The sequence below is a fragment of the Desulfosporosinus nitroreducens genome (assembly GCF_023897015.1).
In the GTDB taxonomy this organism is placed as follows: Bacteria; Bacillota; Desulfitobacteriia; order Desulfitobacteriales; family Desulfitobacteriaceae; genus Desulfosporosinus; species Desulfosporosinus nitroreducens.
In genome coordinates, this window is the sequence record NZ_JAMHFY010000002.1 from 53,413 (window position 1) to 79,593 (window position 26,181).

The 26,181-nt window shown below is 41.8% G+C and carries 24 protein-coding genes; 4 read left to right on the plus strand and 20 right to left on the minus strand.

All coding sequences use genetic code 11. The features are described from left to right. Positions 1-4: 4 nt before the first annotated feature. On the minus strand, positions 5-805 hold the full coding sequence (locus M8E35_RS02475; protein WP_252467159.1) for a M23 family metallopeptidase: 801 nt from the start codon (positions 803-805) through the stop codon (positions 5-7). Between the two features lie 109 nt (positions 806-914). On the opposite strand from M8E35_RS02475, the gene lexA reads away from it, so the two are divergent. Then, positions 915-1,529, plus strand: a complete 615-nt coding sequence (lexA, locus tag M8E35_RS02480; protein ID WP_252467160.1) for a transcriptional repressor LexA — start codon at positions 915-917, stop codon at positions 1,527-1,529. Positions 1,530-1,636: 107 nt separating this feature from the next. Continuing rightward, positions 1,637-1,783 (plus strand): DUF2281 domain-containing protein, encoded by a 147-nt coding sequence (locus M8E35_RS02485; RefSeq protein WP_252467161.1) that lies wholly within the window; start codon positions 1,637-1,639, stop codon positions 1,781-1,783. 155 nt (positions 1,784-1,938) lie between these two features. Here the strand turns inward: M8E35_RS02485 and M8E35_RS02490 are convergent, their stop codons facing one another. The 19 genes from M8E35_RS02490 to M8E35_RS02575 all read right to left on the minus strand — a co-directional run bounded on the left by M8E35_RS02490 (position 1,939) and on the right by M8E35_RS02575 (position 25,311). Beyond that, the gene (locus tag M8E35_RS02490) at positions 1,939-3,042 is read right to left on the minus strand and encodes a D-alanine--D-alanine ligase family protein (RefSeq protein WP_252467162.1); all 1,104 of its coding nucleotides are present in this window, start codon (positions 3,040-3,042) and stop codon (positions 1,939-1,941) included. Between the two features lie 143 nt (positions 3,043-3,185). Continuing rightward, a complete protein-coding gene (gene lepB, locus M8E35_RS02495; RefSeq protein ID WP_252467163.1) occupies positions 3,186-3,731 on the minus strand; it encodes a signal peptidase I in 546 nt (181 codons plus the stop codon). Between the two features lie 62 nt (positions 3,732-3,793). Next, positions 3,794-5,059 (minus strand): methionine gamma-lyase family protein, encoded by a 1,266-nt coding sequence (locus M8E35_RS02500; RefSeq protein ID WP_252467164.1) that lies wholly within the window; start codon positions 5,057-5,059, stop codon positions 3,794-3,796. 139 nt (positions 5,060-5,198) lie between these two features. Then, positions 5,199-6,815 carry a GTPase HflX gene (hflX, locus tag M8E35_RS02505; protein WP_252467474.1) on the minus strand — a complete coding sequence of 539 codons (1,617 nt, stop codon included), beginning with the start codon at positions 6,813-6,815 and terminating at the stop codon, positions 5,199-5,201. A 155-nt stretch (positions 6,816-6,970) separates the two neighbouring features. Then, on the minus strand, positions 6,971-7,960 hold the full coding sequence (locus M8E35_RS02510; protein WP_252467165.1) for an AAA family ATPase: 990 nt from the start codon (positions 7,958-7,960) through the stop codon (positions 6,971-6,973). A gap of 73 nt (positions 7,961-8,033) precedes the next feature. Continuing rightward, on the minus strand, positions 8,034-9,857 hold the full coding sequence (gene typA / locus M8E35_RS02515) for a translational GTPase TypA (protein WP_252467166.1): 1,824 nt from the start codon (positions 9,855-9,857) through the stop codon (positions 8,034-8,036). 166 nt (positions 9,858-10,023) lie between these two features. Then, on the minus strand, positions 10,024-10,284 hold the full coding sequence (gene hfq / locus M8E35_RS02520) for an RNA chaperone Hfq (protein ID WP_252467167.1): 261 nt from the start codon (positions 10,282-10,284) through the stop codon (positions 10,024-10,026). 37 nt (positions 10,285-10,321) lie between these two features. After that, positions 10,322-11,263 carry a tRNA (adenosine(37)-N6)-dimethylallyltransferase MiaA gene (miaA, locus tag M8E35_RS02525; RefSeq protein WP_252467168.1) on the minus strand — a complete coding sequence of 314 codons (942 nt, stop codon included), beginning with the start codon at positions 11,261-11,263 and terminating at the stop codon, positions 10,322-10,324. A 13-nt stretch (positions 11,264-11,276) separates the two neighbouring features. After that, positions 11,277-12,077 carry a class I SAM-dependent methyltransferase gene (locus M8E35_RS02530; RefSeq protein WP_252467169.1) on the minus strand — a complete coding sequence of 267 codons (801 nt, stop codon included), beginning with the start codon at positions 12,075-12,077 and terminating at the stop codon, positions 11,277-11,279. A 146-nt stretch (positions 12,078-12,223) separates the two neighbouring features. Then, complete coding sequence (mutL, locus tag M8E35_RS02535) at positions 12,224-14,197, minus strand: DNA mismatch repair endonuclease MutL (RefSeq protein WP_252467170.1); 1,974 nt, start codon at positions 14,195-14,197, stop codon at positions 12,224-12,226. Next, positions 14,194-15,528 (minus strand): histone deacetylase family protein, encoded by a 1,335-nt coding sequence (locus M8E35_RS02540; protein ID WP_252467171.1) that lies wholly within the window; start codon positions 15,526-15,528, stop codon positions 14,194-14,196. The genes mutL and M8E35_RS02540 overlap by 4 nt, the downstream gene beginning before the upstream one ends. Then, the gene (locus M8E35_RS02545; protein WP_252467172.1) at positions 15,525-17,186 is read right to left on the minus strand and encodes a hydantoinase/oxoprolinase family protein; all 1,662 of its coding nucleotides are present in this window, start codon (positions 17,184-17,186) and stop codon (positions 15,525-15,527) included. Before M8E35_RS02545 ends, M8E35_RS02540 begins: the two co-directional genes overlap by 4 nt. 201 nt (positions 17,187-17,387) lie before the next feature. Further along, positions 17,388-19,976: a DNA mismatch repair protein MutS gene (gene mutS, locus M8E35_RS02550; protein WP_373887418.1), complete on the minus strand. Its 2,589-nt coding sequence runs from the start codon at positions 19,974-19,976 to the stop codon at positions 17,388-17,390. A gap of 148 nt (positions 19,977-20,124) precedes the next feature. Continuing rightward, positions 20,125-20,550, minus strand: a complete 426-nt coding sequence (locus M8E35_RS02555) for a YlbF/YmcA family competence regulator (protein ID WP_252467174.1) — start codon at positions 20,548-20,550, stop codon at positions 20,125-20,127. Positions 20,551-20,638: 88 nt separating this feature from the next. Then, positions 20,639-21,970 (minus strand): tRNA (N6-isopentenyl adenosine(37)-C2)-methylthiotransferase MiaB, encoded by a 1,332-nt coding sequence (miaB, locus tag M8E35_RS02560; RefSeq protein WP_289710653.1) that lies wholly within the window; start codon positions 21,968-21,970, stop codon positions 20,639-20,641. A gap of 191 nt (positions 21,971-22,161) precedes the next feature. Further along, positions 22,162-23,481 carry a D-alanyl-D-alanine carboxypeptidase family protein gene (locus M8E35_RS02565; RefSeq protein WP_252467175.1) on the minus strand — a complete coding sequence of 440 codons (1,320 nt, stop codon included), beginning with the start codon at positions 23,479-23,481 and terminating at the stop codon, positions 22,162-22,164. 152 nt (positions 23,482-23,633) lie between these two features. Beyond that, entirely contained in the window at positions 23,634-24,485 is an 852-nt protein-coding gene (locus M8E35_RS02570; protein WP_252467176.1) for a DegV family protein, read from the minus strand. A 169-nt stretch (positions 24,486-24,654) separates the two neighbouring features. Further along, the gene (locus tag M8E35_RS26395; RefSeq protein ID WP_282433985.1) at positions 24,655-24,777 is read right to left on the minus strand and encodes a hypothetical protein; all 123 of its coding nucleotides are present in this window, start codon (positions 24,775-24,777) and stop codon (positions 24,655-24,657) included. 96 nt (positions 24,778-24,873) lie between these two features. Next, complete coding sequence (locus M8E35_RS02575) at positions 24,874-25,311, minus strand: acyl-CoA thioesterase (RefSeq protein ID WP_252467178.1); 438 nt, start codon at positions 25,309-25,311, stop codon at positions 24,874-24,876. Positions 25,312-25,504: 193 nt separating this feature from the next. On the opposite strand from M8E35_RS02575, the gene M8E35_RS02580 reads away from it, so the two are divergent. Continuing rightward, positions 25,505-25,699: a DUF896 domain-containing protein gene (locus M8E35_RS02580; RefSeq protein ID WP_229247853.1), complete on the plus strand. Its 195-nt coding sequence runs from the start codon at positions 25,505-25,507 to the stop codon at positions 25,697-25,699. A 169-nt stretch (positions 25,700-25,868) separates the two neighbouring features. Next, positions 25,869-26,156, plus strand: a complete 288-nt coding sequence (locus tag M8E35_RS02585; RefSeq protein ID WP_252467180.1) for a hypothetical protein — start codon at positions 25,869-25,871, stop codon at positions 26,154-26,156. Positions 26,157-26,181 lie beyond the last annotated feature (25 nt).

A 26,181-nucleotide genomic window follows, 5' to 3' on the forward strand; every position in this document is an offset into this window, starting at 1 on the left:
ACAACTAAGACTTCTCCCCTCTCTCCCACATATGCCACACTGCCAAAAAAGGATAGGGATTAGTCCATTCTCCATTCGGCAGTTCTATACCGAAATGAAGGTGGTCAGGTGTTGTTAAAGCATCTCCGGTATGTCCCATCCCTCCTATGAACTCCCCCGCCTCGATTCGTTCCCCCTTCACGAGTGTTGGAGAAATATACTGCAGATGAGCGTAATAATAATAATTCCCATCATCTCCACGTACACCGACACGTTCACCGCCTAGCCGATTCCACCCTAATTGTTCGATTTTCCCCCCACAACTACTGATGATATACGTCCCTTCTTTTCCAAAGAGATCGGTTCCTTCATGCCTGCGTGCCCCACCCTCTCGATCTGCCCCATAACTATCTTCATACCAAGTGGTTCCTGCGACCGGAAAAGTATATTTATTAGGATGATAATATGAATATTCCCTTAGAATTTCACGATGTCTGCGAATTGCTTTTATTGTATCGGCGGAGATCATACCCCAATTCAGGTCTGACATAGTGATATTATCCTGAAGTTGGTCAATAAGCATTTGAGCCTCATTTTTAGGGATTGTCGAATGTATTGCTAAAAGATCCTCATAAGCGATATGCGGGGATTTCTGATTTTCTTGTACGCATTGTTTCACTTGCGAAGGAGATATGGTATTTAAATATTGATATACGTCTGGAGGAATGTTGGGTGGACGATGAAGTACCAGCCAAATGATTATTGCTAAAACAACTAAAAGACTTATCTGTGCCAATCCACTTACAATTTTCAAAGGAATTCTCATAGATTTTATACCTGCTCTCTTTTAAAATTTTTAAACATAACGAACATTTGTTTGCACTTTGTTAGAATGAATGGTACAATATTCCTGAAAAGATGGGGGTGTTTTTTTTATGTACCCGGATTTATCTCAACGACAAACGAATATTTTGGAATTTATTAAAGAGGAAATACGTAAAAAGGGATATCCGCCTGCCGTTAGGGAAATCGGCGAAGCTGTTGGGTTGTTATCAAGTTCTACTGTGCATGGCCACCTTCAGACCTTGGAGGACAAAGGCTACATCCGACGCGATCCCACAAAACCAAGAGCGATCGAAATTTTAGACAGTTCCAGTGAAGCTCTAGAAATGAAGAAAGTTGTCCAGGTCCCAATTGTCGGCCATGTAACTGCCGGCCAGCCTATTTTGGCTGTTGAAAACATCGAAGGAACCTTTCCCCTTTCTGCTGATTTTGTACGCCATGACAACATTTTCATGCTTCGCGTGCAGGGAGAAAGCATGATAGGAGCAGGAATATTAGATGGAGATTACATTATCGTTCGTCAACAAAGTGATGCCCGAAATGGCGAAATTGTTGTCGCCCTCATTGGAGATGAGGCGACGGTTAAACGGTTCTTTAAAGAAAGAACGCTTATTCGACTTCAGCCTGAAAATCCATCAATGGAACCGATCTACTCTCAGGATGTTTCAATCTTAGGTAAGGTCGTCGGGGTTTTCCGTACTCTCTAATGATGTGAAGTCTCTTAATTACAAAGATATGCACTATGAGAATGAGTTAACATTGATACTGTTAACTTACGAAAAAAAACTACGCATACATTAGAGGAGGTCTTTTCATGGCTATTAGTAATGAGGATTTATATAAGCTGGTTAGTAAACTTCCTGAAGAAGCAAAGCAATCAGCCTATGATTTCTTAGAGTTCTTGACCGCACGTTATACTCGGCCCGATTGGGACGAAATTGAAAATCGCCAATCCTGGTGATGTCCGCAGAGGCGAGAAGGAATCTTCCAGAAAGTAAATAACGCTAAGTTAAGCTTCCTAACTAAATATAAAAAAGACCGGCTTTCAAATGAAAACCGGTCTTTTTGCTTGCATATCTTAGGAATATTTTATCTTGAGAGTATTTGAAGAGCAGATCAGGTTCGTGAGATTTTGCAGTTTTGTCTGTCCTGAAAACGCTCCAACCCTAATGCGATCAAACGGTCAATCAATTCAGAATAAGGAATCCCTGTTGCTTCCCAAAGCTTAGGGTACATTGATATTTCCGTAAATCCAGGTAAGGTATTTATCTCATTAAGAAATATTTCGTTTTGAGGAGTCACAAAAAAGTCAACTCGACCTAAGCCATTTGCTTCGACAGCACGGAAAGCTTCAATAGCCATACTCTGCAAGCTTTTAATGACTAAATCATCCAGATTCGCCGGAATCATAAGACTGGACCCAATATTAGAATACTTGGCTTCATAAGTATAAAACTCATGTGCAGGCAAGACTTCACCAGGAAGAGATGCTATTGGTGCGTCATTTCCTAAAACTGAGACTTCAATTTCCTGCCCAATGATCGTCTCTTCTACAACAATTTTTCGATCAAAGATGGCTGCTGTTTTTAAGGCATCCATCAACTCTTCGCGGTGATGTGCTTTCGAGATACCCACGCTGGACCCTAGATTGGCAGGTTTCACAAAGCATGGATAGCCTATCTTCTCTTCAATCTTATTAAGACATAGTTCAGGGCCGTCAAGGAATTCTGATCTAAGGAGAGTAACATAGCGTGCCAAGGGTAGGTTTTTTTCCAGAAAGACTGCTTTCATCCGATCTTTGTCCATACCAAGGGAGGACCCTAATACTCCAGATCCTACATAAGGGACATTGGCCATCTCAAGTAATCCCTGGAGAGTTCCATCCTCGCCGTAGGGTCCATGAAGAACCGGAAAAATAAGATCAAATTTCCCCTGGTTTGGAAGTGGCCTGCCATCAATGGTCATAAAATGCGGTTTGGTAGGATCAATGACTAAAGTCACCTGGATCCCCTCAGTTATCGCAGGAAACCCATTCTTAATAATTTCTTCCGGCAAAACTCCCCAAAACCATTGCCCCTGTTTATTGATGCCAATTGTTTCTACACTGTAACGGTTTCTGTCTATCGCTTTGTAAATCGACTGAGCTGAGTTCAATGAAACCTCATGTTCACCTGAGCGACCGCCAAACAGAAGAACCACACTTTGTTTGTGATCATCCACAATGCCCCACCCTCTCTAATAAGTAATTAATAGTTAATTAAGTATGTGCTCAACAACCTATATAGACCCCGATATTAAACAGGGAAAATCGGTTTAAGAAGCAACTATAAAAGTATATGCTTGAAAAAGAAAAAAGCTCCCGCCTAACGGGCAAGAGCTCCTATTTCATCTAAAGGCCAATAACGGAAAAGAGTTCTTCCTGTAATATTTTCAACAGGCAGGAATCCCCATTCTCTTGAATCAGCACTGTTGTTACGATTATCCCCCATCACAAATACAGAATCGTTGGGAACAACGATCGGACCAAAATCGTTGTTGGGTTTTTCTAACAGATAAGGTTCGTTAAGACGTTGATCATTTAAGTAAGTGATCTTGTTGCGTATTTCTACTTTATCCCCTGCTAAGCCGACAACTCTTTTAATATAGTCATCAGTGGCATGAGCACTCGGTGGCGGATGAAAAACTATAATATCTCCATGGTTAATATGATCAAATCGTTTGAAGAAAAACTTGTCTACAATGACCCGGTCTTCCAGCTGTATTGTTGGGAGCATTGAACCTGTCGGGATTTTTCGTGCTTCAATCACATAGGTGCGTAATACCCAGGAAAGCGCGAAAGCAATGAGTACTATTTCTACGAGTTCTATAAAAAAACGTAATGAACTTTTCGGCTTCTCCGAACTTTCCATAGTGCACCTCTTTCTACTCTACATATTAACATAGATTTTTCGATGTTTAAATGGAAGATTTATTAGCTCAGAAGTCCTTGTTGCCATAAATTCAGGGCTGCTAAGATGTTGCCCATCTGTATATATGTGCAGGATATTCCCCCTTGTTGATAGACAACATAGGGTTCTCGCAGAGGTCCGTCTGCGGAGAATTCACTGGTTGAACCCTGAATAAACGTTCCTCCAGCCATAATGATTTCATCTTCATAACCAGGCATTCCCGAAGGAATAGGCAATACATGAGAATCAATCGGCGACCCTTTCTGTAAGCCCTGACAAAAAGCGATCATCTTTTCCCGAGATCCAAGTTTGACGGCTTGAATAAGGTCCGTTCTCACCGTTTCTGGTTGAGGATGCACTTCAAATCCTAAAGCCCGCCAAAATGCCGCAGAAAAAACAGCACCTTTTATGGATTCAGAAACGGTTAAGGGGCTAAAGAACAATCCTTGATAAAATAAGCGTTGCCATTCCAAGGTTGCACCCATGTACCCTCCTACTCCCGGAGCCGTCAACCGTTGAGCGCTTAGTTCAACTAAATCTGAGCGTCCGGCCACGTATCCACCAGTAGGGGCCAAACTCCCGCCCAGATTTTTAATCAGTGATCCTGCCATTAAATCTATTCCGATATCACCGGGTTCTTGAGTCTCTACTAATTCTCCATAGCAGTTATCTACAAAAATGATCAGCTGGGGAAAGTGTTTTCTGACAAAGTCTACGAGTTCTTTCAACTGAGATATCATCAGAGCATCCCTCCACGCATATCCGCGTGAACGCTGAACCAACAGCATTCGAGTCCTCGTTGTTATCTTCTCGCTAATTAGCGCATATTGCAATTTGCCATGGGAATCCAAGGGAACAGTATCATGAAACACTCCGAAATCCCTGAGGCTCCCTTGTCCTTCTCCTCTAAGCCCAATTACTTCTTCTAATGTATCATAAGGGGTTCCGCTAACGGAAAGAACATGATCCCCAGGTCGCAGTACACCAAATAAGGCCGAAGCAATTGCATGGGTTCCTGAAACAAACTGACCTCGGACAAGTGCTGCTTCCGCACCTAAAATACGCGCAACAACACGATCAAGAACTTCTCGTCCCGAATCCCCCAAGCCGTACCCCGTCGTTCCTTGTAAATGATAAGTAGCCACTCGTTCCTCTTGAAAAGCGTTTAAAACTTTTTCGTGGTTCTTTTGAGCTATTTCTTGTAATGCAGGTAATTGACCAAAGAGTGCTTTTTCTGCCTCATCTACCGCATTGCTAATAATCTTTGGCCATTTAGGATTCGAATACAAACAATTTCCTCCTAATATAGAAAACTTGGTTGACGCCCACGAAGACACTGTCTTCGCACGTATTAGCATTCTTGCAGACACTGTCTTCGCACGGGTTAGCATAGCGGAGAAGCCTGCGAAGGCGGCCTCCTCTGTTGCCTTAGCTCAATAATGAGCTAAGGACCTTCCATACCGGCTTTAGAGAATCCCTGCGTATAAGGGATATCTTGATTGGATAAGGAAGATATTCAGCTAACTGATCCAGATCATCTTCAACCGTAACTTGGTCAACCTTATTTAACAAAGTAATCATTGGCTTATCCGCGCATTCCAGCTGATTTAGCACCTCTCGAACAGTTTCAGCGTGCTGAACCGCTTGCGGATGGCTTGCATCGACAACATGAATCAAAACATCTGCTTGTTTAACTTCTTCCAATGTCGCAATAAAGGCTCGCAGAAGTTGAGTCGGTAATTTCCGAATAAACCCAACCGTATCGCTCAAGAGAATTTCTAAAGAAGAGTCTATTTTAATACTGCGTACAATCGGGTCTAAGGTAGCAAATAGTTTGTTCTCTCCAACTGGTAAGTCTGACCGGCTGCCCGCTTGTTCCATGGCCATTTTCATGAACGTGGTTTTTCCGGTATTAGTGTACCCTACTAAAGCAACTATGGGCATACCGCTTTTCGTTCTTTGGCGACGTTGAACATCTCGGTGCTGCAACACTAGTTTTAATTCTTTTTCCAACTGGTTTATGCGATCTCGCATTCTTCTGCGATCTAACTCTAATTTAGTTTCACCAGGGCCCCGCGATCCTACTCCCGCACCTAAACGCGAGAGAGCTTGTCCCTGTCCAGTCAAAAATGGCAAAAGATGTTTAAGTTGAGCCAATTCGACTTGAAGTTTACCCTCTCGAGATTGAGCTCTCTGAGCAAAGATGTCTAGAATTAATCCGGTTCGATCTAACACTTTTAGCCCAGTCTCCATCTCCAAGGTTCGCGACTGTGTTGGAGACAGTTCATCATCACAGATCAAAACATTGGCTTCAGTTTCCTGCAAACGATGAATTAGTTCTTCAAGTTTACCACTTCCAAAATAACTGCGTGCTTGACCGTAACGCCGTAGCTGGACCATTTGGCCTACCACATCTACTCCTGCAGTACGGGCTAGTTCTCGTAATTCTTTCAAATCTTCATTGGTTTCTTGTTCACTGTCTTCCAGAGCGATTAAGAACGCAAGTTCTTTAACTTTTTGTGACGTTTCTATCTTAGTACTGCTTCCTGATCCAATCTTTGAAAGGTCAGCAAGAGCATCATTATAGTCAAACTTATGCCAGTTTTGGGGAGTTAGGTTAACAATATAAGGGTCGTTCTCCTCTGTCCGGAAGGCAATTTGAATTCCAGTAAAATCCCCCTCAAGAGCTCCGACGGATGCCATGCTCTCGAGTCTAAGCGATTCCAAGGCGCTATGATCTAAGGGACTCAGCTTAAAGTTCCCATTAGGATGTGTATGGATGCACCGCAGATGTTTTCCGATTGACCTGCCTTTAATAGGCGGGAGCGTTACTGTAGCATGACGCCCTACCGCTGCAGCCAACAGGATACCGGCACGTGAGAGATAGATGGCTATTTCTCGATTCCAAAGTTGAGTTAGGCGTATGAGCTCTTTAAGAATTTCAGGATGGATTAGTTCAGAACGTTCAGTCTTAATGTCCGCAAGTTTCTTAAGTTCTTGTAACTGACTTGCCCGAATACCGGACAAGTCTCCCGAAATATCCATATCCATATTCATATTCACAGACTACCTCGTATTCTTAGTGTTAAAGTGCTTTTAAATTAGCACTCAATTGATCGCGTAGTTTTTTAGAAAACTTAACTATCGCCAAGGATGGCCGAATTTCCCTGATAAAAAACATCCTATAACTTTAGATGATCTCAGAGATTTTCCAAGTTAATATCGACGGGCAAAATCTGGATGAGTTCTTCTCGGCTGGAACTTGGCTTTTGAAACAAGCGAACAGCCTGTTTTCGCACAGTTTTTTCTACGAGATTTCGTACAAGGCGAGCATTTCCAGCATAGCGGTGAGAACTTAACAAGATTTGAAGATGGAAACGGAGGGTATCTTCAGCATCTGTTGTTAACTCATATTGCCGCGTTTTAAACATCAGTTTTCCGATAGCCAACAATTCATCGATAGTATAGTCCGGAAAATCAATATGTATGGGGAAGCGTGACCTAAGTCCTGGATTAGTTTGTAAAAACCAGTCCATTTCTTGACTATAGCCGGCTAAGATTAACACAAGATTATCTTTATTGTCCTCCATCGCCTTAACCAAAGCATCAATAGCTTCTTTTCCAAAATCCTTTTCTCCCCCACGGGCTAAGGAATAAGCTTCATCTATAAATAGGACACCACCTAAGGCTTTCTTAAGTTGCTCTCGAGTCTTTTGAGCGGTATGTCCAATATATTCACCAACCAGATCCGCACGTTCACACTCGATTATATGTCCTTTTTGCAGAACTCCCATTTCTTTAAACAGTCGCCCGATCAAACGTGCCACTGTCGTCTTGCCCGTTCCGGGATTCCCTTTGAAAATCATATGGAGTACAAGGGGTTCAGCAATAAGTCTTTCATGAGTTCTTCGTTTTTGGATTTCTACAAAGGCTTGTAAATCTCGTATGAGACGTTTTACAATGATTAATCCAATGTAAGACTCTAACTCATTCAGAATTTCAGCGACTTTATCTTTATCTTTGTCTTTATCCCGGTCCTTCTCAATGGAAGAAGGATTACTTTTACGCGCTCGTCCAATCCCCGCCATATCTGCTACTGGAGTATGTATTTGTTCGGTCTTGGGGGGCAAGGGAGTGTGAATAACCGGCGGCATTTGGTTGTCCGGACCAAACATTATTCTAATTGTCATAAGTACAGGCACCTCCCATCCTTACTACTATACGCAAGTAAAGATGAAAGGTGTCCAGTTAAACCTATTGTTATTATTTCCCTGTTAAGCTCTTTGCATAACGTACACGAGCTGTGTGATCTAAAAATTTCTTACGAAGTCGGACGCTTTTAGGGGTGATTTCAACCAACTCATCGTCGTTAATAAACTCTAACGATTGCTCCAAGGATAATTCTCTGGGTTTATCAAGACGTAAAGCTTCGTCGGCTGAACTTGTACGCATATTTGTGAGTTGCTTTTTCTTACAAACATTTACTTCAATATCTTGCTCACGTTTATTTTCCCCAACAATCATGCCTGCATATACATGCAGACCCGGGTCCACAAATAATGTGCCTCGTTCTTGAGCTGAATAAAGGCCGTAAGCGTTTGTTTCGCCCTCTTCAAAGGCAATCAGCGCTCCGCGATTTCGTCCTGGAATATCCCCCTTATAGGGTTCATAACCCAAGAACATATGGCTCATCATTCCTTCTCCGCGTGTTTGAGATAAAAACTCTCCCCGGAAGCCAATCAGGCCTCGAGCTGGAATCTTAAATTCGACACGCATTTGTGTTTCCGAGAGGTTCGTCATATTCGCCATTTCAGCCTTACGCTTCCCTAGGAGTTCCATAATAGCGCCTAACGTACTTTCGTGGAGGTCACAAATTAAAAATTCCATAGGTTCGCATTTAACGCCGTCAATCATCTTATAAATTACTTCAGGTTTTGACACTTGAAGTTCGTACCCTTCGCGACGCATGTTTTCAATTAATATTGAGAGGTGAAGTTCTCCCCTGCCAGAAACCTGAAAACTATCGGCAGAGTCAGTCTCTTCAACTCGTAAGCTGACGTTGGTCTCTACCTCTTTCCAGAGACGCTCACGTATCTTTCGTGAGGTTACAAAATGTCCTTCTCGTCCAGCAAAGGGGCTGTTATTAACCATGAAATTCATGGACAAAGTTGGTTCGTCCACTTCAATGGTCGGTAATGCTTCCGGGCTCAATGCACACGCGACAGTTTCCCCAATATTGGCACTGGTCAAGCCGGTAAGCGCTACGATTTCTCCGGCCGAGGCCTCAGGAACGACTTCACGCTTTAAGCCGTCATAAATCATAACTTTACCTATTTTTGTACGTTCAAAACTTTCATCTCTTTTGATTAAGGTTACATTTTCATTTTGATGAATTGTCCCGCGAACGATTCGGCCAACAACAATTTTTCCTACATAATCGTCATAGTCCAGCGTGGTAACCAGCATTTGGAACGGCGCTTCAAGATCAACAACCGGTGCAGGAATGTTTTCTATGATGACATTAAACAGAGGGACTAAAGAGTCTGCCAAAGCATCATGTTCAAGTCCGGCTATTCCTGTCCGGGCGGAGGCATAGACGACTGGAAAATCTAATTGCTCATCATCTGCTCCGAGCTCAATAAAGAGATCTAAGACTTCGTCCACCACTTCGGCAGGGCGAGCATCAGGGCGGTCTATTTTATTAATAACTACAATCGGAACAAGCTTAAGTTCTAAAGCCTTTCGTAAAACAAAGCGTGTTTGAGGCATCGGTCCTTCAAAGGAATCAACAATGAGGAGTACCCCATTCACCATTTGTAATACGCGTTCGACTTCTCCACCGAAGTCGGCATGTCCCGGCGTGTCAATAATATTGATCTTTGTTCCTTGCCAGTGGATAGCAGTGTTTTTGGATAAAATAGTAATTCCACGTTCACGTTCTAAATCATTGGAATCCATAACGCGCTCAATTACTTGTTGATTTGCTCGGAAGGTTCCACTTTGTCTTAACATAGCATCAACAAGCGTGGTTTTCCCATGATCTACGTGAGCGATAATTGCAATGTTTCTTAAATTTTGAGTTTCCATAGTTGGGCTGAATTCCTTTCTTTCACTAAATAAAAACATATCACTTTAAGATATCACAGTTGAGTACTGAATTCAAGCATAAAGAACTAAGTTCGGCAAAAAACCGAACTTAGTTCTTCATGCTTTCGGGATTGTCTGTATTTAATAAGTATTACCTATTAATTCATTAAATTCCTTTAACCGTACTTGATTCTCCTGCACTTGCTGCAGCTAAGTTAATTGGGCGAATAGGCATTACGGTTGAAATAGCATGTTTATAAACCATTTGTTGCCTGCCTTCAAACTCGATGACAACTGTGAAGTTATCAAACCCTTTGATAAGTCCCTTAAGTTGAAACCCGTTAACCAAGTAAATGGTCACAGGAAGGTTTTCCTTGCGTACTTGATTTAAAAAGGTATCTTGTAAATTGATGGGCGATTTATTCATTCATTTTCCTCCATCACCTTATTTTTCTACTTCTAATCTATTTTACACGAGATTGACAAGCTCTGCAAGCTTGAACCACGGACTCCAGTATTACGTTAAGATCAACTTCAATATCATACCAACTGATTCTAGGATCTCGACGAAACCAAGTTAGCTGTCGTTTAGCAAAATGACGTGTGTCTCTCTGGAGTAAACGGAGCATTTCTGGTTGTGTCACAAGTCCCTTTAAGTACCAAATCGCGTGTCGATAACCAATACTTTGCAAAGGCTTTAAGGTTATTGAATAACCTTCCCTCATAAGACTGAGAGTTTCTTCTATTAAACCTTGTGACAGCATTTCGACGCACCGTTGGTTGATACGTTCATAGATGAGATTGCGTGGTGCAGATAAACCAATATATACAATAGATGGATCAAGCGTTTGATATTGATCATCTTTAAATTGACGTTGACTTGATATTGTTTTACCGGTTAATTCAAAGACTTCAAGTGCTCGATTAATTCGCAAGACATCGTTAGGGTGAAGTTGCTCAGCAGTTTCAGGATCCCGTTTCTTTAGCTCTTCATGCAATAATAAGTTTCCATGCAGTTCTGCAAACCCATTCCATTTGCAGCGAATTTCTTCACAGCCCTGTTGAGAAAAGTCATAGGGGTCCAGCAAGGAACGTATATAAAGCCCAGTTCCACCAACGACTATCGGAACATGTCCACGGCTCCTAATCTCGTCAATTAAAGAAGTGGCCATAACTTTAAACTGTGCCGCGGTAAAGGACTCTGCAGGATCAAGAAAATCAATAAGGTGATGTGGAACGAGTTCAAGTTCTGCCCTGGAAGGTTTAGCTGATCCAATGTCAAGTTTTTGATAAACTTGGACAGAATCCCCAGAAATAATTTCTCCACCGATCTTCTGGGCGAGTGCTAGACCAAGTGCTGACTTACCTATGCCAGTCGGGCCAATGATTATTACAAGTGGATACACCTAACCATCTCCATCAAATTATAATTACACCATAATCAACTGGGCTGTATTTTCCACCAAGGAGTATTTCAAATCCAAGACGTTGGAACTCTGAACTGTTTTTTCGTTCTTTTAAAACAACTCTGCGTCGCGCAATGCGGCATGCTTCTAAAATTGACTTATGTTCCAGCGGGCTATGGTTTGACCAGCTGTGTAAGGGTTGAATTGAGTCAGACTTTTTACAAGTATTGCGAAACATTGGATCAAAATAGACGACATCGACAGAGTTATCTGGAATGCAACTTAAATAATCCCTGTGTTCCCCCCAGCATACTTTGATTCTTTGAGACGCTTGTGTTAAAGCGTACCATGTGTCTTGTTTATCATTAGATTTAGGGCTAGGGATGATCTTAGTGAAATGGTTCAGTCCATCTTGTACTATGGCGGCTAAAATCGGGGACTTTTCTATCGCTTGGACGTTCCCACTTTTTCCGACAGCCCATGCCCCAATGAGGGTATCTGTTCCTAAACCCAGGGTAGCATCAATTAATGAGTCTCCGTCTTTTAACTGAGTTGCATCAAGAAAACGATCATATCCACCACGCAGAAGGTTCATCAGTCTAATGACAGCCATACTTGGATGAAAGGCTATTCGCGACCGCCCATTAAGCAAGAAAACTCCTCGTCTGGTAATTGTAAGCTCTGGCTGGTCCCCTTTTTCGCTCCGTGCTAAAGTCCAGTTGCACCCGGGTTGTTGAAGAAACCATTCCAGTCTTTCTTGAAGTTCGGAGTCAAGATGAGTTGTTCTTATAAGAATGGGGCTTTCACTAAACATAGAGCCTCCAGTTTTTTTGCGTATTTAGTAGTATACCCTTAACAGCAGACAGGCAAACTCCAGATGTCTATCGATTACTAATCGCTGATAGGCAACGAATACAAAACTTCAGATGGATAAAAACCTCGCCTGCCAAGCAGAGTGTTTTAGGTGCGATAAAAACGTTTTTCTAATTCCGAACGAGTCATTGTAACCATTGTAGGCCGGCCGTGTGGACAGGTATACGGATTTTCTGTGCGGCTGAGGCTTGCCATCAGTTGTTCCATTTCAGGCAAGCTAAGGGAGTCTTTCGCTTTAATCGATTCCTTACAAGCTAACATATAAATCCATTCTTCTAATATTTTATCAAAAGTCGGCGGTGAATTTTTAAGTAGAACCTCTTCAATGAATTGTCGAAGCAAATCATCGGCTTGAAACGAACCTGTTTGAACGGGTACGCCACGCAGTAAATAAGTTCGAGAGCCAAATTGCTCTATAATGAATCCCATTTCATTTAAAATCCATAAGTTTTCTATAAGCACCTGCTCTTCTTGAAGAGAAAACTCCATGGGAAGCGGAATTAAAAGGGCCTGGCTGGCTTGTTCAGCTTGTCTGAACTCTCTCAGCAGTCGTTCATAGTTTACCCGCTCATGAGCCGCATGTTGATCGATCATTATAAGCACCTTACCATCTGTAGCCAGGATATAGGTGTTAAACAGTTGTGTCAATGGCCACATATGACTCAGAGATTCTGTAGATTGTGCCTCAATCTGAGCGGTCGAGCTTTCTTGAATGTCTAAATAATCCTTTACTGTCTCCGGGTCGCGTTGATATAAATTTATTTGATCATTCTTCTGTATTCCAAAGCTGTCCGGCGTTAATAAATCAGGCACAACAGTATCTGGCGATTTGTGAAGTATCTCGGTTTGATTAGCAAATTTGATTTGTGATTGTTCGTACGCATGAGGTTTATTGGACTGTTTAGAATGCATACCTGGTAAGCTTGGCGCTTCTGACTCAGGAATTTCGATCTTTTTATAGGAGCTTGGTGACAGGGTTAAGGATTTAGAATTTGGAACCTCAGCTAAAGTTAAGGGAACCTGGGATTTAGGGGGGATTGACGATTTAATTTGAATTGAGGGTAAAGGTTTACTGTTGATCAACGCCCGATAAACCGTTTCACGGATAAATTGGGTTAAGGCTTGCTCCTCCTTAAACCGCACATCCATTTTTGTAGGGTGAACATTCACATCATAATCAGAAGGCGAAACAGTTAAATGCAATACCACGACAGGATGAAGCTTTACGGGTATGAGAGTGTGATACCCTTCAGCCAGAGCACGACTTAAGATTGGTGAGCGAACTATCCGTCCATTAATCATAAAAAATTGCGCTTGTTTGGAAGACCGAACCAAGTTTGGGGGGCTGATATAACCTGCCAGATGCCATTTTCCTTGTTGTTCGTTAATGGGAATGAGTTGTCGAGCAATATCATATCCCAGAACCGTGCCTATGGCTTCCCGCAAATCTCCACGTCCTGTGGTTTGTAGTACGACCTGTTGAGGGTGGGTCAAAGAAAAGGCGATATCCGGGTGCGCAAGGGCAATTCGTCCGATTGTATCACTTATTAGGCCAAATTCAGTTGGAGTAGATTTTAGGAATTTTAACCGAGCGGGTGTGTTATAAAAAAGATCGCGTACGGTCACAGAAGTTCCTACAGGACATCCGATTTCTTTAAGCTCTGCTTGTTCCCCACCATGAAGCGTGAGACTTAATCCGGCAGCCTCATCGACTGGTCGTGAGGAAATTTCCAAGTGGGAAACAGAAGCAATACTCGGGAGTGCTTCCCCTCTAAAACCGAGAGTTTGCAAATGATTTAAGTCTTCGATCTGAGAAATTTTACTTGTCGCATGACGTATCACCGCCAAAGGCAAATCTGTAATTCCGATTCCGCTGCCATCATCCCGCACCCTTATTAAAGGTACTCCGTTTCCTTCAATAGTTATATCAATGTGTTTTGCACCTGAATCTATGGAATTTTCGACTAACTCCTTAACCACAGAGGCTGGACGTTCAACAACTTCACCGGCAGAGATTTGGTTTGCAGAGTGAGCATCAAGAATATGAATAACCGGTGTCAAAACTCCATCAGTCCTTCTTTCCTATTCCATAGGTATTGTTTATCATGCAATTGATTTTGCAACATTCCATTTGCAAAACCTTCATTTGGTTTTTGAAGATGATCCCATAGGTCGTAACCTGCTTGCTCGCAAATTGGGCAGGCTTCGAAGGGAATTCGCACCAATATTGACTTTTCTGTATATCGTCTGCTTTCGATATAGACGGTTCCGGCGCAATTACTGCACTCTCGTACGTAATCATGTCGTGTTTCTTGGAATCCTTCTGTATCATAATAAACCGAATGCGGAATGGATATCCAATTCCCCTTAGGAAAATAGGGCTTGTTTTGAATTGTGAAACTTTGCTTGACTGTTTGCTGTTGCTTTTGAAGATCTTGAATATAAGGTTTCAAGGCTGCTAAAGTTAATGTGGTACGTTTCAGCTTCTGAGGTTCACGAACATGATGGTAGTCTTCTCCGGCAAGGGCAAGTAAGATGGCTAAGTTGACATATGGGAGTGCCCCTTCAATGGAATATCCCCCTTCGAGAACTGCCAAATCCGGTCGAAGGAGTTCAGTAATCCGTCCGTATCCCCTCGCAGTTAGATTCATTGAAGCCAGCGGATCGGTAAAATGGTTGTCTTGACCAGCTGAATTAATAATGATTTCTGGAGCAAATGCCTGCAAGCGCGGCAACACCCAGTTTTCTAATATGTAATGGTAGCCTTCGTCACCGGTGCCGGGCGGAAGTGGTATATTCAAAGTTTGATCCCACGCATTAGGACCGCCTTTTTCATTGACGAACCCGCTTCCCGGATAGAGTGTGCGCCCATCTTGGTGGAGGGAAATAAAGAGAACATTAGGGTCATGGTAAAAGATATCTTGAGTTCCATCTCCGTGATGAACATCCGTATCGACAATAGCAATTCTTTTTTTACCAAAACGAGCTCTTAAATAGTTGACAAGAATAGCTTCATTATTTAGCGAACAAAAGCCCCGATTTCCCCATACCGTCGCTCCTGAATGATGACCCGGAGGACGAGCCATCACAAAACCGTTGTCGATTTCGCCGTTCACTTGCGCTTCTCCCAGCAGAAGTGAACTTCCGGCGGAAATAAGATGGGGATCTAAGCTTTCAGTGTGAGCTCCTGGATTAGGAAATAACGCTTGTGTTCTAAGCACATCTTTCATAGTGGCGACACGGGGAGAAAACTGCTTAATCTGTGGCAAATCAAGAATTCCCTCTTCAAAAAGTTGTTCTTGAGTATAGAGAAGACGCTCTTCACGTTCTGGATGGGAGTCACCCAACGACCAATCAAAGGCAGGGAAAAATAAAATTCCTGTTCTTTTCATTCTTGTACCCTCCCGATCACACCTGGCCGTAAATGGACGGCCCCGCTGATAATTTGACCTACGGTTTGATAATTTTGAACAATGGGAAAGAAATCGAAGGGTTCCTTCTCCATATCTTGAATTTCAATTCCATAGTGTGCAACTTGCTGTTGAACAAGAGTTTCCAGAAAACCCTCCACTTCGCGGTGAGGCCTAAGAGATCCTGTCCATTTCCCTTGTTCCCCGGTCTCTTCAACTCGATACTGTTTCATATAAGTATCAAGATGTAGTGTACAGTCAAAGGTAGGTCTGGCCAGAGCAGCTCCAAGGGCATTAGAGACTTCCGAGAAAGCTCCCAGTTGAACCGTTGTTTTTAGTCGTTTCCCCAAAGCCGTTGTGACTCCCCTGGCGCCCCCGCCACTGACTATTGTATTAAACTCCTTGTTTTCATGAGGATGAAGGACCTCCCAAACTTTGTAGGCAGGCTCCTCTTTCCACTCTCGCTTAAGTGAATCGACTGCTTCCGCAATTCTGTCAACTACCCTATCAATAATCTCAGCAGCCAGATCATGGAGAAGCTGTGGAGTTCTCTGTTCAGGTGGCAATAGGGAGGCCAGCCCTTCTTCCGCCAACTGTTCATCCCCATAGTCAATAAGTTTAAGATAACGCATCGCATCAGTGGGAGTTGGTCTGTCACCACCCAGACAGCAGGCAGGACCAAGTCGATATTCTTCTATGATAAAGCCCTGATCTTTAGTACGGACAACAGAGTCACCGCCCACTGGAATAGAGCGGACTGCAAGTGAACGTACAAGGGTTGAAAAATCACCTATTTGAGCTCCTTTTGAACTAATTAAGGGGGCTCCGGAAAGAGTAAGACCAATATCTGTCGTCGTACCTCCAATATCAACAATAATCGATGAAGCATCCGAGCTAGTTTGGGTCAGCGCAGAAAGAACACTGGCCGCCGGTCCGGAATAAATGGAATCAATCGGCCGTATCTTGGCAAGCGGTAAACTTCCGCCATCTGCTTTTAAGATGTAAATTGGAGCTTGAATGTTCCGAGCGCTTACGGCAGTTTGCAGTTGTTGAGCAAATTGGTGATATAAATCGGAAACACCCAGATTAAGGTAAGTTGTTAGGCTGCGACGATAAAAATTAGCCTGTCCCCACTCATGCCCTAGGGCCAACGTTAATGAGGGATTGTGCTGTTTCAGATAAGCAGCAAGTTGCTCCTCATGAAGACGGTTTCGGTGGGAGAACTTTCCTACAATAGCCGCGTGAGATATATTATCTCTTTGCAATTGGAGTTTCTCCCATTCTTTCTGATCGGGGGCTTCAATTTCTCTGCCCCTAAAATCCATTTCTCCAGTAAGTTCTGTGTAGGTTACAGGCCAAGGAAGGGCATCGATTTTCATCCCATTTCCCGAGAACAAAAGTAATTTAACTGGGGGAATTCGGTTTTGCAGAATCGCATTCGTTACCAGAGTAGTACTTACCGTGATTTGGTTAATCTCCTGTTCATCTGAGATCTTTAAGGTATCAAAAGCATTCATAAGGGTTTCTACTAAGTTATCAGACTGGGTGGGTACTTTAGCTGTGTGTTGGATTCGGCCATTGTGAAAATACACGGCATCAGTATAAGTACCTCCCACATCAATACCTACTCGATTAAACATAAGTTACCCCCTTTATCGATGCACGAGGTTCGATGTTCGATGCACGACCTTTAAGCCCGAGCGTCCTACTACGAACCTGAACCTGAACTTAAACGTTGGACTCTATCTACTAACATTGAATCACGCAACTCAGAATTCCTATTAGGAATTCAAACCTTCGACCTTCGACCTTCGCACCTCGCACCTCGCACCTCGAGTATCCTACATGGTTTCGGCAGTTTGAATTCGCTCACGTAAGTCAAAGAGATATTGAAGGGCTTGGCGTGCAGTCATATCTTCCAAGGGAAGCTTCTCAATTTCTTGCAAGAGTGGATGTGTTTTGGGAACATCAAAAAGGGTAAATTGAGTGATAACCTTGGCCGGGGCATCTTCAGTATGCACAGGTTCGGAAGACTCTAATTCTAAAAGTAACGATTTGGCACGCTGAATTAATTCTTGCGGAAGACCAGCCAGACGAGCTACTTGAATACCATAACTGCGGTCTGCGCGGCCAGGCAATATTTTGTGTAAAAATATGATATCTTCCCCACGTTCCTTCACCCCTACATGAAGGTTAAAAAGACCAGAAAAATCATCTTGAAGTTGAGTTAATTCATGATAATGAGTTGCAAAAAGGGTTTTAGGGTTAAACTCAGGATGTTGCACCAGGTGTTCAGTCACCGCCCATGCAATACTAAGCCCATCATATGTAGCAGTCCCTCGTCCGATTTCATCTAAAATGATCAAGCTCTTTCGACTGGCATATTTCAGAATGTGAGCTACTTCTTGCATCTCAACCATGAAAGTGCTTTGACCGGCTGTCAAATCATCGGATGCCCCAACCCGTGTGAAAATACGGTCAACCAGTGTAATACTGGCTTTTTTTGCGGGTACAAAAGAGCCAATATGAGCCATTAGAACAATTAACGCGACTTGACGCATGTAGGTGGATTTTCCAGCCATATTTGGACCTGTGATGAGAGCTAAATGCTGACTTCCGGACAAATGGGTATCGTTAGGAACAAAGCCACTCTGTTCAATCATTTCTTCGACAACTGGGTGTCGGCCTTCAATAATAAGAATCTGTCCATCAGATTTGATTTGGGGACGAACATAATGATTGCAAACTGCCACTTCTGCCAAACTAACAAAAACATCAATTTCCGCGAGTACTTGAGCAACCTGAATGATTTCTTTAGTATTGGCTCTGACCTCTTCACGAAGAGCTAATAGAAGTTCATATTCAAGATCCTTCAGTTTTTCCTCAGCACCTATGATTTTAAGTTCATATTCTTTGAGTTCGGGCGTAATAAACCTTTCAGCATTGGACAGAGTTTGCTTGCGTTGATAGTCACTAGGAACAAGATGAGCATTTGCATGTGTAATTTCTATATAATAACCAAAGACTTTATTATACCCTATCTTTAATGAACGAATTCCCGTACGTTCTCGTTCAGCATTTTCTAGCTGGGCTACCCATTCTTTACCACCAGTCGCAATCTTACGTAATTCGTCTACTTCTTTAGAATACCCTGTTTTAATAATATTCCCTTCTCGCAGGGAGAGTGGCGGATTAGGATTAATGGCATTCTGCAATTTAGTAACGAATAGATCAAGTCCTTTAAGATAAGGAACCTTGATTTTCAGAGTTTCAAAAGAACTTGACGTAAGAATCACGCAAATATCTGGAAGCAAAGCCAAAGTCTGGGTCAACGACAATAAGTCCTTTGCATTAGCAGTTCCATAGGACACTTTTCCCATTAAACGTTCGAGATCATACACTTCGGAAAGAAGTTTTTGTAAATCATTGCGAAAAAAAGAGTCTGCTATTAATTCTTCAACCGATTTAAGTCGTTCTTCTATTTCAACTTGCTTAAGCAAGGGCTTGTCTATCCAATGCTTTAAGAGTCTTCCACCCAAGGCTGTTTTGGTTAGGTCCAGAACAGAAAGCAGTGTTCCTTTCTTACTGCCCCCTCGAAGAGATTCTGTGAGCTCCAAGTTGCGACGCGTCCATTGATCAAGAAACATCCAACGCTCGGAACGATATGTTTTGATTTCAACAATATGTGTAGGATCAACCCCTGGCATCGTCTCCAGTAAGTAGCTCCATAAACCAGCGGCAGCTTTGGCAGCTATGGGGAATTCCTGAAACAATGACTCTTGTCGTTGAAAATGATCGCGCATAGCCTGACCGCCAAAAGTCTTTTGTTCGCGCAGGGTACAATAATAGCCTACCCAGAGTTTAGGCCTTTTCAGCAGTTCAGGTGGCAGCAGGAGTTCGGCAGGGTTAATCCTAGAAACTTCAGTCAGAAGCACATCCAGGTCAGCAGTTTGGAAAATAGCAAACTCACCTGTGGATAAATCCAGAAAGGCTAAACCCCATTGTTCATGGTAATATACACTGGCTAAATAATGATTTGAACGTTCGGAGACAGACTCTGTCAGAGTGCCGGGGGAGACAATACGAATAATATCACGTTTGACAATTCCTTTAGAATCTTTAGCGTCTTCTACTTGTTCGCAAATCGCAACTTTATTGCCGGCCTTAACTAGTTTTGATAAATAGTTATCTAACGCATGATAAGGGACCCCACACATGGGGATACGTTTCCCTTCTCCTGCATCTCTTCCGGTTAAGGCGATTTGTAAAATCGGTGCCGCGACTTCAGCGTCTTCCCCAAACATTTCATAAAAATCACCTAATCGAAAAAATAAAATTGCATCCGGCGCTTTTGCTTTAATAATTTGGTATTGTTGCATCATTGGGGTAGTCATATTTGTCTTCTCCCCTTTTAGATTCAATTCTAAGATCAGAAAAGCTAATCTCTTGAGCATAAATTAAAGAAAACTTGGCTAGCCCCAAAGCCACAGGCGAAGACCATGGCTTGGCCTGTATCAAAAAAGGGAAGAGCTTAGCATTAGCCCTTCCCTTTCCCAAGTATCGGTGGTTTAGCAGGGATTAGTTCCCGCAACCACAGCCTCCGCTTCCACAGCCGCCTGGATTACACCCGCCAGAATCACAGCTGTCGTCTGCACACGAACAACCGTCTGATGTCCCAGCAATAGCACCAGCTAGAATAGCATTAACACTATCTAACATTTCCGTGAATTTGTCTTGCGCTTTCATATAAGCAGCAATGGAAACATTTGCTTCTACTTTAGCTTCAATTTCATCCACTGCGTTTTTATCAGCTTCAGAAGGCTCTTCACCACTTTGTTGTACTTCCATAAACCGCTCTTGAGCTTTCTGTAATTCTGCAATTAATTGTTGTGCTGAAGGGTCAGCAGCCATTGCATCTTCCATAGTGTGTAATTCAGAAAGCTCGGAACTTCGAGCAATGGCATCCGCCAAGAGTCGGGCATTTTCAATAATTTCATTTGTCATAGTGTATCAACACCTCCGAATATTACATTCTACATAGAATAGCATGATTCCTGCTTATAAATTGCATGCATAAACAAATTATACCCTTCTAGTCCTCAATGTCCCCTACCAGGGTCCAAGTTCCTGCTTCAGTGATCCGAATATTTAACAAAGATCCGATTAATTCCGAGGGTCCATTAAAAACAACAAGTTCATTGCCGCGGGTTCGCCCGACTAAGCGCTCTGGATTCGTTCTGCTGGGACCTTCAACCAGAATCTCGTAGGTATTCCCGATCATCTGTTCACGCCATGCCAGACTTTTGACGTTCTGAACACTCATTAGTCTCTGTAAACGTCGCTTCTTAACATCTAGAGAAATTTGATCCTCCATTTCGGCTGCAAGCGTGCCCGAACGTTTTGAATACATAAAGGTGAAGGCATGACTATAATGAATCATGTTCATTATTTCTAAGGTTTGCTCAAAATCTATTTCGGATTCGCCTGGAAAACCAACAATTATATCTGTCGTCAAGCTTGCCTTTGGCAAAATTTCATGAATCTTATTAACTCGACTTAGGTAGTATTCCCTGGTGTATTTCCGATTCATGCGCTCTAAAATGAAATTACTGCCAGACTGTATGGGAAGATGAAAGTGTTCGCAAAGTTTATTCCCACCAGCGACAGTTTCAATCAGTTTATCCGATAAATCCTTAGGATGTGAAGTAATAAACCGGATTCTTAAAAGGTTTGGTATTTGATCTACATCATGAAGTAAATCCGCAAAGTCATAGACTGGAGAAAATTCCTTGCCATAGGAATTAACATTCTGACCAAGTAACGTTACTTCTCGGCATCCACTGGAGACAAGGTCAGTAATCTCTTGAATAATCTCCTCAGGTTTACGGCTTCTTTCCCTGCCACGAACGTGAGGAACAATGCAATATGAACAAAAATTATTACACCCATACATGATATTAACATTTGCTTGCAACTTGCCTTTCTCTGCTTGCGGGGTAGATTCCAAAGGCATTTTTGGTTCTTGCCATACTTCGGCAACTTTCCCCCCCTGCTCAACTTGATGCAGGAGAGCTGAGAAATCGTGTAAATTATGGGTTCCCGCCCAAATATCAATATGGGGCGCCCGTTTCTGCAGCCGCTCCAAGGCCCCGGGTTGCTGAACCATACAGCCGCTTATAGCTATCTTTAAGTTTGGATTTTTTTCCTTTAGCTTTTTTAGCTCCCCTATTTTTCCGAGTATTTTATTTTCTGCACTTTCTCTTACGCAACAGGTATTTATAATCACTAAATCTGCATTGAGAAGATCATCAGAACTCGTATAACCTTCTTGTCTAGTGATCTGGGTCAATGTTTCAGCATCTCGTTCAGACATCTGACAGCCATAGGCCAGTGTAACTACTTTTTTTTCTTTATCCTTTTCCAAAGAATTTTTCAACTCCAAATCAACCTTTAATTCCTAATATCATTATAATAGTTTATTAAGACAAGAACAATTATTTATTAATTATGACAGCAAAAGTATTATGCACTTTCTCTAAAGATTTTATAATTATTTACGTACAGAGTTATAGTTTATCAATTACGAGACTCCCACTTCTTGTAAGTGGGAGTTCCTTATTTTACTTCGGTGGGGGTAGACTCCCCCACCGAAGTCTCGATGTTCATCTTTAGCCCAACGAGTTCACTATGATTTTCTCTTCTTGAGCGCCTTACTTGCCTACGCCAATAGCGAGTCTTATTCCTTTTGTTATTTAAGGAAACAATTAAGAAAAAAGCGCCAGCCAGAAGTATCGTTCCAATAATCCAAGTGGAAAAAGCGGAACCTAAGGTTTTCTTATCAGGGTCTGGTTGAACCGATCTTGAGGCTACTAGCGGAAAGGTATCTAAGTGAGTTTCCCCATCGAGAATTTCTACTTGCGCAACTGCTTGTCCCTCTTCAACAGAGGTTAATTGACTTGCAGATGAGGGTGATACCCGCAGATTAAGCATCCCCTGCTGTTCGTTTAGTTTTTGGGTCATATAGATCGGTCGGTCTATAATTAGATCTACAGGCTGATCATTAACAGTAATTGAAGAAATAGCTGTTCCAGCAGGTTTAAAAGTCTTTGTGGCAAACTGTGTAAAGCCATATTCAAACATCTTTTGCATATCAGTGTAGATCTCACTTCCCGGCGACTTTAAAATCACACCAATAAGATGTCGTCCATCTTTTGTAGCAGAAGCAACAAGACAATTCTTAGCTACTTCAGTATAACCTAGCTTGATTCCATCAATGGCAGCGTCTCGCCATAACAGTTTATTTTGGTTTACCATTAAGACTGGAACATCCGGCTTTGATCTTGAGATAGGTTGTGTTTTGGTGCGAACAAACTCTGCAAAGATAGGATTTTGATAAGCGGCACGGGCAATAATTGCGAGATCATGAGGGGTTGTAAGATGTCCTGTTTCAGTTAAACCCGTTGGATTAACAAAATGTGTCTGAGATGCTCCTATATCACTAGCACGTTGATTCATCATTTCGACAAAGTGTGGCAAGTCGTTACCGACATGCTCTGCAAGGGCAACTGCTGCATCATTAGCTGAATTTAACAAGGTCGCGTAGAGAAGGTCTTTAAAAGCCAGTTTTTCCTCAGGTTCAAGGTATATTTGTGTACCATAAACCAGCTTATTGTTTAACATTGTATCGCTGGCAGTCACGATATCGTCAAAATTTCCGTTTTCAATTGCTAAAAGTCCGGTCATAATTTTAGTGGTGCTGGCCGGAGCAAACTGCTCATCTGGATTTTTCATAAAAATAGCTTGTCCAGATAATACATCAATCAAGTAGGCCCCTTCTCCACGTACATCCGGCGGCAGAGAATTTTCGGCATAAGCAATGGGCGTAAAACTCAACATAATAGAAAACGAAAGTATCAAAACACTAATAAATTTCAACGATGTCTGCCTCCTATAAAAACAAAAATATAGAGATTGGAATTGCATAACAAACCTAATAATCAAACTTATAGAAGACTTGGTTAAACCAAATCTTCTAGCAATCAAAAATTATCGCGGCGAGAAAAGGGACACTCCCATATAGTATTATATTATTTCAGACAAGAATAGAAAAGAGCCAGCGTTCCGGGTCCAGTATGGCTGCCAACAACACAGCCGATTTCACTAATCCAAATATCTTTAACTTTAATGCGTTGGTGAATTTCATCGACTAAAATTTGAGCTTCATCAAAACAAGCTGAATGTGATATTCCTATCACTTGCTCTTCAGAATCAACAATTTCTTGTTCCATTACATCCACTAATTTGCGTATAGCCGCACGTCGAGTACGAACTTTCGCAAAGGGCTCAATCTTTCCTTCTGGGGTAATATGCAAAACAGGTTTAACATCAAGTAATCCACCTATAAATCCTGCTGGTTTACTAACCCTTCCCCCTTTAACAAGATATTCAAGAGTATCTAACGTAAAAACGTAGCGCATGTGTTTGCGATATTCGAGAATAGTATTTTCGGCCTCTTCCCATGACGCCCCAGATTTCAAGATGTTCTGAGAAAAAAGAGCCAATAACCCATAGCCAAATGAAGCTCCTAAGCTATCAATTACGTGTATTCGTTCGGGAGCTGAGGTCATCTCACGTATCATTCGAGCAGTCGCAACTGTTGAACTTAAACCTGAAGACAGATGAATTGCTGCCACATCATGACCTTCTGACAAGATCTTTTCGTATGCTTCCAATAGAGTATTGGGATTTGGCTGAGATGTCTTAGGCAATTCCTTAAAGGTTTTAAATTTGGCGTAAAAGTCTTCTGTTTGTAGGTCTACTCCTTCTAAGAAGGTCTTACCATCAATATTTACGGGCATAGGAACCGTAATAATGCCTGCCTCATTTGCTTTGTCTAAAGGGATATCAGACGCACTGTCAACAAGTACTTTGAAGGACATGCTACACCTCCTACAAAACGATACATTAGTTTAACATAATGTTATTCTGGATGAACTAGGATTATCCTGCTATTATAAAACAAAAAAAATAATGCCCATCATTCCGATGAGCAAGATTACATAATTATTAAAATTCTAAACACATGTTAAGAACCAAATTCACCTTTGTTCAAGATGCTAACTGTTGAATGATTGCATGTTGTCCAAGGATTGCCATTAGTTTTGAAAGTTCTTGCTTCTTTACTACCCGATAATTTACTTCTTCTCCTTCAATCCACGTAACAAGAAACATACAATCCCTCCTCTTCTCATCTTGTATTATGTATACATAATACCATGAGTTAAGTAGAAATACAATCTTCTATCATCGTACCATTATAAAGGTTTCTTATCTTGGAGTAGGGATAGAGGCTTCTTGTTTTTCAAATAAGGGTTGTAAACTTTGCCATATTTCGTATTTGCGGACATCTGCCAGATGACCTTCTTTGTTAATAAAAACGTGAACGGTTTTCCCTTCTGTTAATAGCCTTTCATCACAATATATGAGATAAGAAAAGGTTATACTTCGGGAAGTCATAGTCTCAATTTTCGTAACTACAGTAAGCTCATCATCATAATGAGCGGGTTTACGATAACGGCAATTTGCCTCCACCACAGCCAGAGCCAGACCTTGTTTCTCAAACTCTGTATACGGGAGGTTTAACACTCTGAATAATTCTGATCTTCCGACTTCAAACCAAATTAGATAATTAGAATGATAGACAACTCCCATTTGATCTGTTTCAGCATAACGAACACGCAGATTAGTTTTTGAAGATAATCCCATTTAATGACCCTCTTTCAAATAGTCTTAGTATAAATAAGTAAATAGCTTTAGCTGGGATAGTAATGAATTTGTAGATATTCCTACTGCTATGTTATAATGTGCAAAAAATCTTCTGTGACTAGCGATTAGTAGAATAAGGAACACCCACTTGAAGAAGTGGGTGTCTCGGAATTGATTAAAGGAGGATCTATCCTTGAGTACTTCACCCTTGCAAATATTTATCGAACGTATTAATGAGCTGTCTAGAAAACAACGGTCTGTTGGTTTAGAAGAATGGGAACGGGCCGAACAAGAAGCATTGCGCCAAGAGTATTTATCATTTATTCGGGAACAAGTTAAAGATACCCTGAGTAAAGTTCAAGTTGAAGAGGACACCCCTATTCAGTAACCACCATGGAGCAAGTATCCCTTGCTCTTATTTTTATGTAATTCGACAACAAAGTATTTGATACCTTTAAGTAAATATTAATTCTCAGGATCTTCAAAATGTATTTGTTTTAACCAATAGGCAAATAATAAGTACGATAGATAATCTATTTTAAGGAGGAGGATCATCTTTGCCGGAACGAATTATTAAGTACGGAGGAGTAAAATTTCGAAATCTTGTTCCCCCTGTGAAAATAAACCGTTTTGTTAATCGTTTACCCCGCAATAAAAGAGAATCACTCTTTGAGATTGCCAGTGAGTTACAGCATGCGGGGCTGATTAGAGTATTTAATGACAGGTCACACAGTACAATTGATAAAGATACTATTGATAATCAAATGACGAATACAGGCAATTTTAATCACGATATCCCAGGGCTTAAAAGGAAGGTAAACGATTCACTAACCCAGCCTAAGTAGAGCTATGAAATTAATTACCGAATAA

Coding starts and splice junctions, on each gene's coding strand:
- M8E35_RS02475 (WP_252467159.1), bottom strand. CDS start 805: ATGAGAATTCCTTTGAAAATTGTAAGTGGATTGGCACAGATAAGTCTT.
- lexA (WP_252467160.1), top strand. CDS start 915: ATGTACCCGGATTTATCTCAACGACAAACGAATATTTTGGAATTTATT.
- M8E35_RS02485 (WP_252467161.1), top strand. CDS start 1,637: ATGGCTATTAGTAATGAGGATTTATATAAGCTGGTTAGTAAACTTCCT.
- lepB (WP_252467163.1), bottom strand. CDS start 3,731: ATGGAAAGTTCGGAGAAGCCGAAAAGTTCATTACGTTTTTTTATAGAA.
- hflX (WP_252467474.1), bottom strand. CDS start 6,815: ATGGATATTTCGGGAGACTTGTCCGGTATTCGGGCAAGTCAGTTACAA.
- M8E35_RS02510 (WP_252467165.1), bottom strand. CDS start 7,960: ATGACAATTAGAATAATGTTTGGTCCGGACAACCAAATGCCGCCGGTT.
- typA (WP_252467166.1), bottom strand. CDS start 9,857: ATGGAAACTCAAAATTTAAGAAACATTGCAATTATCGCTCACGTAGAT.
- hfq (WP_252467167.1), bottom strand. CDS start 10,284: ATGAATAAATCGCCCATCAATTTACAAGATACCTTTTTAAATCAAGTA.
- M8E35_RS02530 (WP_252467169.1), bottom strand. CDS start 12,077: ATGTTTAGTGAAAGCCCCATTCTTATAAGAACAACTCATCTTGACTCC.
- M8E35_RS02540 (WP_252467171.1), bottom strand. CDS start 15,528: ATGAAAAGAACAGGAATTTTATTTTTCCCTGCCTTTGATTGGTCGTTG.
- M8E35_RS02545 (WP_252467172.1), bottom strand. CDS start 17,186: ATGTTTAATCGAGTAGGTATTGATGTGGGAGGTACTTATACTGATGCC.
- M8E35_RS02555 (WP_252467174.1), bottom strand. CDS start 20,550: ATGACAAATGAAATTATTGAAAATGCCCGACTCTTGGCGGATGCCATT.
- M8E35_RS02570 (WP_252467176.1), bottom strand. CDS start 24,485: ATGTCCTTCAAAGTACTTGTTGACAGTGCGTCTGATATCCCTTTAGAC.
- M8E35_RS26395 (WP_282433985.1), bottom strand. CDS start 24,777: ATGTTTCTTGTTACGTGGATTGAAGGAGAAGAAGTAAATTATCGGGTA.
- M8E35_RS02575 (WP_252467178.1), bottom strand. CDS start 25,311: ATGGGATTATCTTCAAAAACTAATCTGCGTGTTCGTTATGCTGAAACA.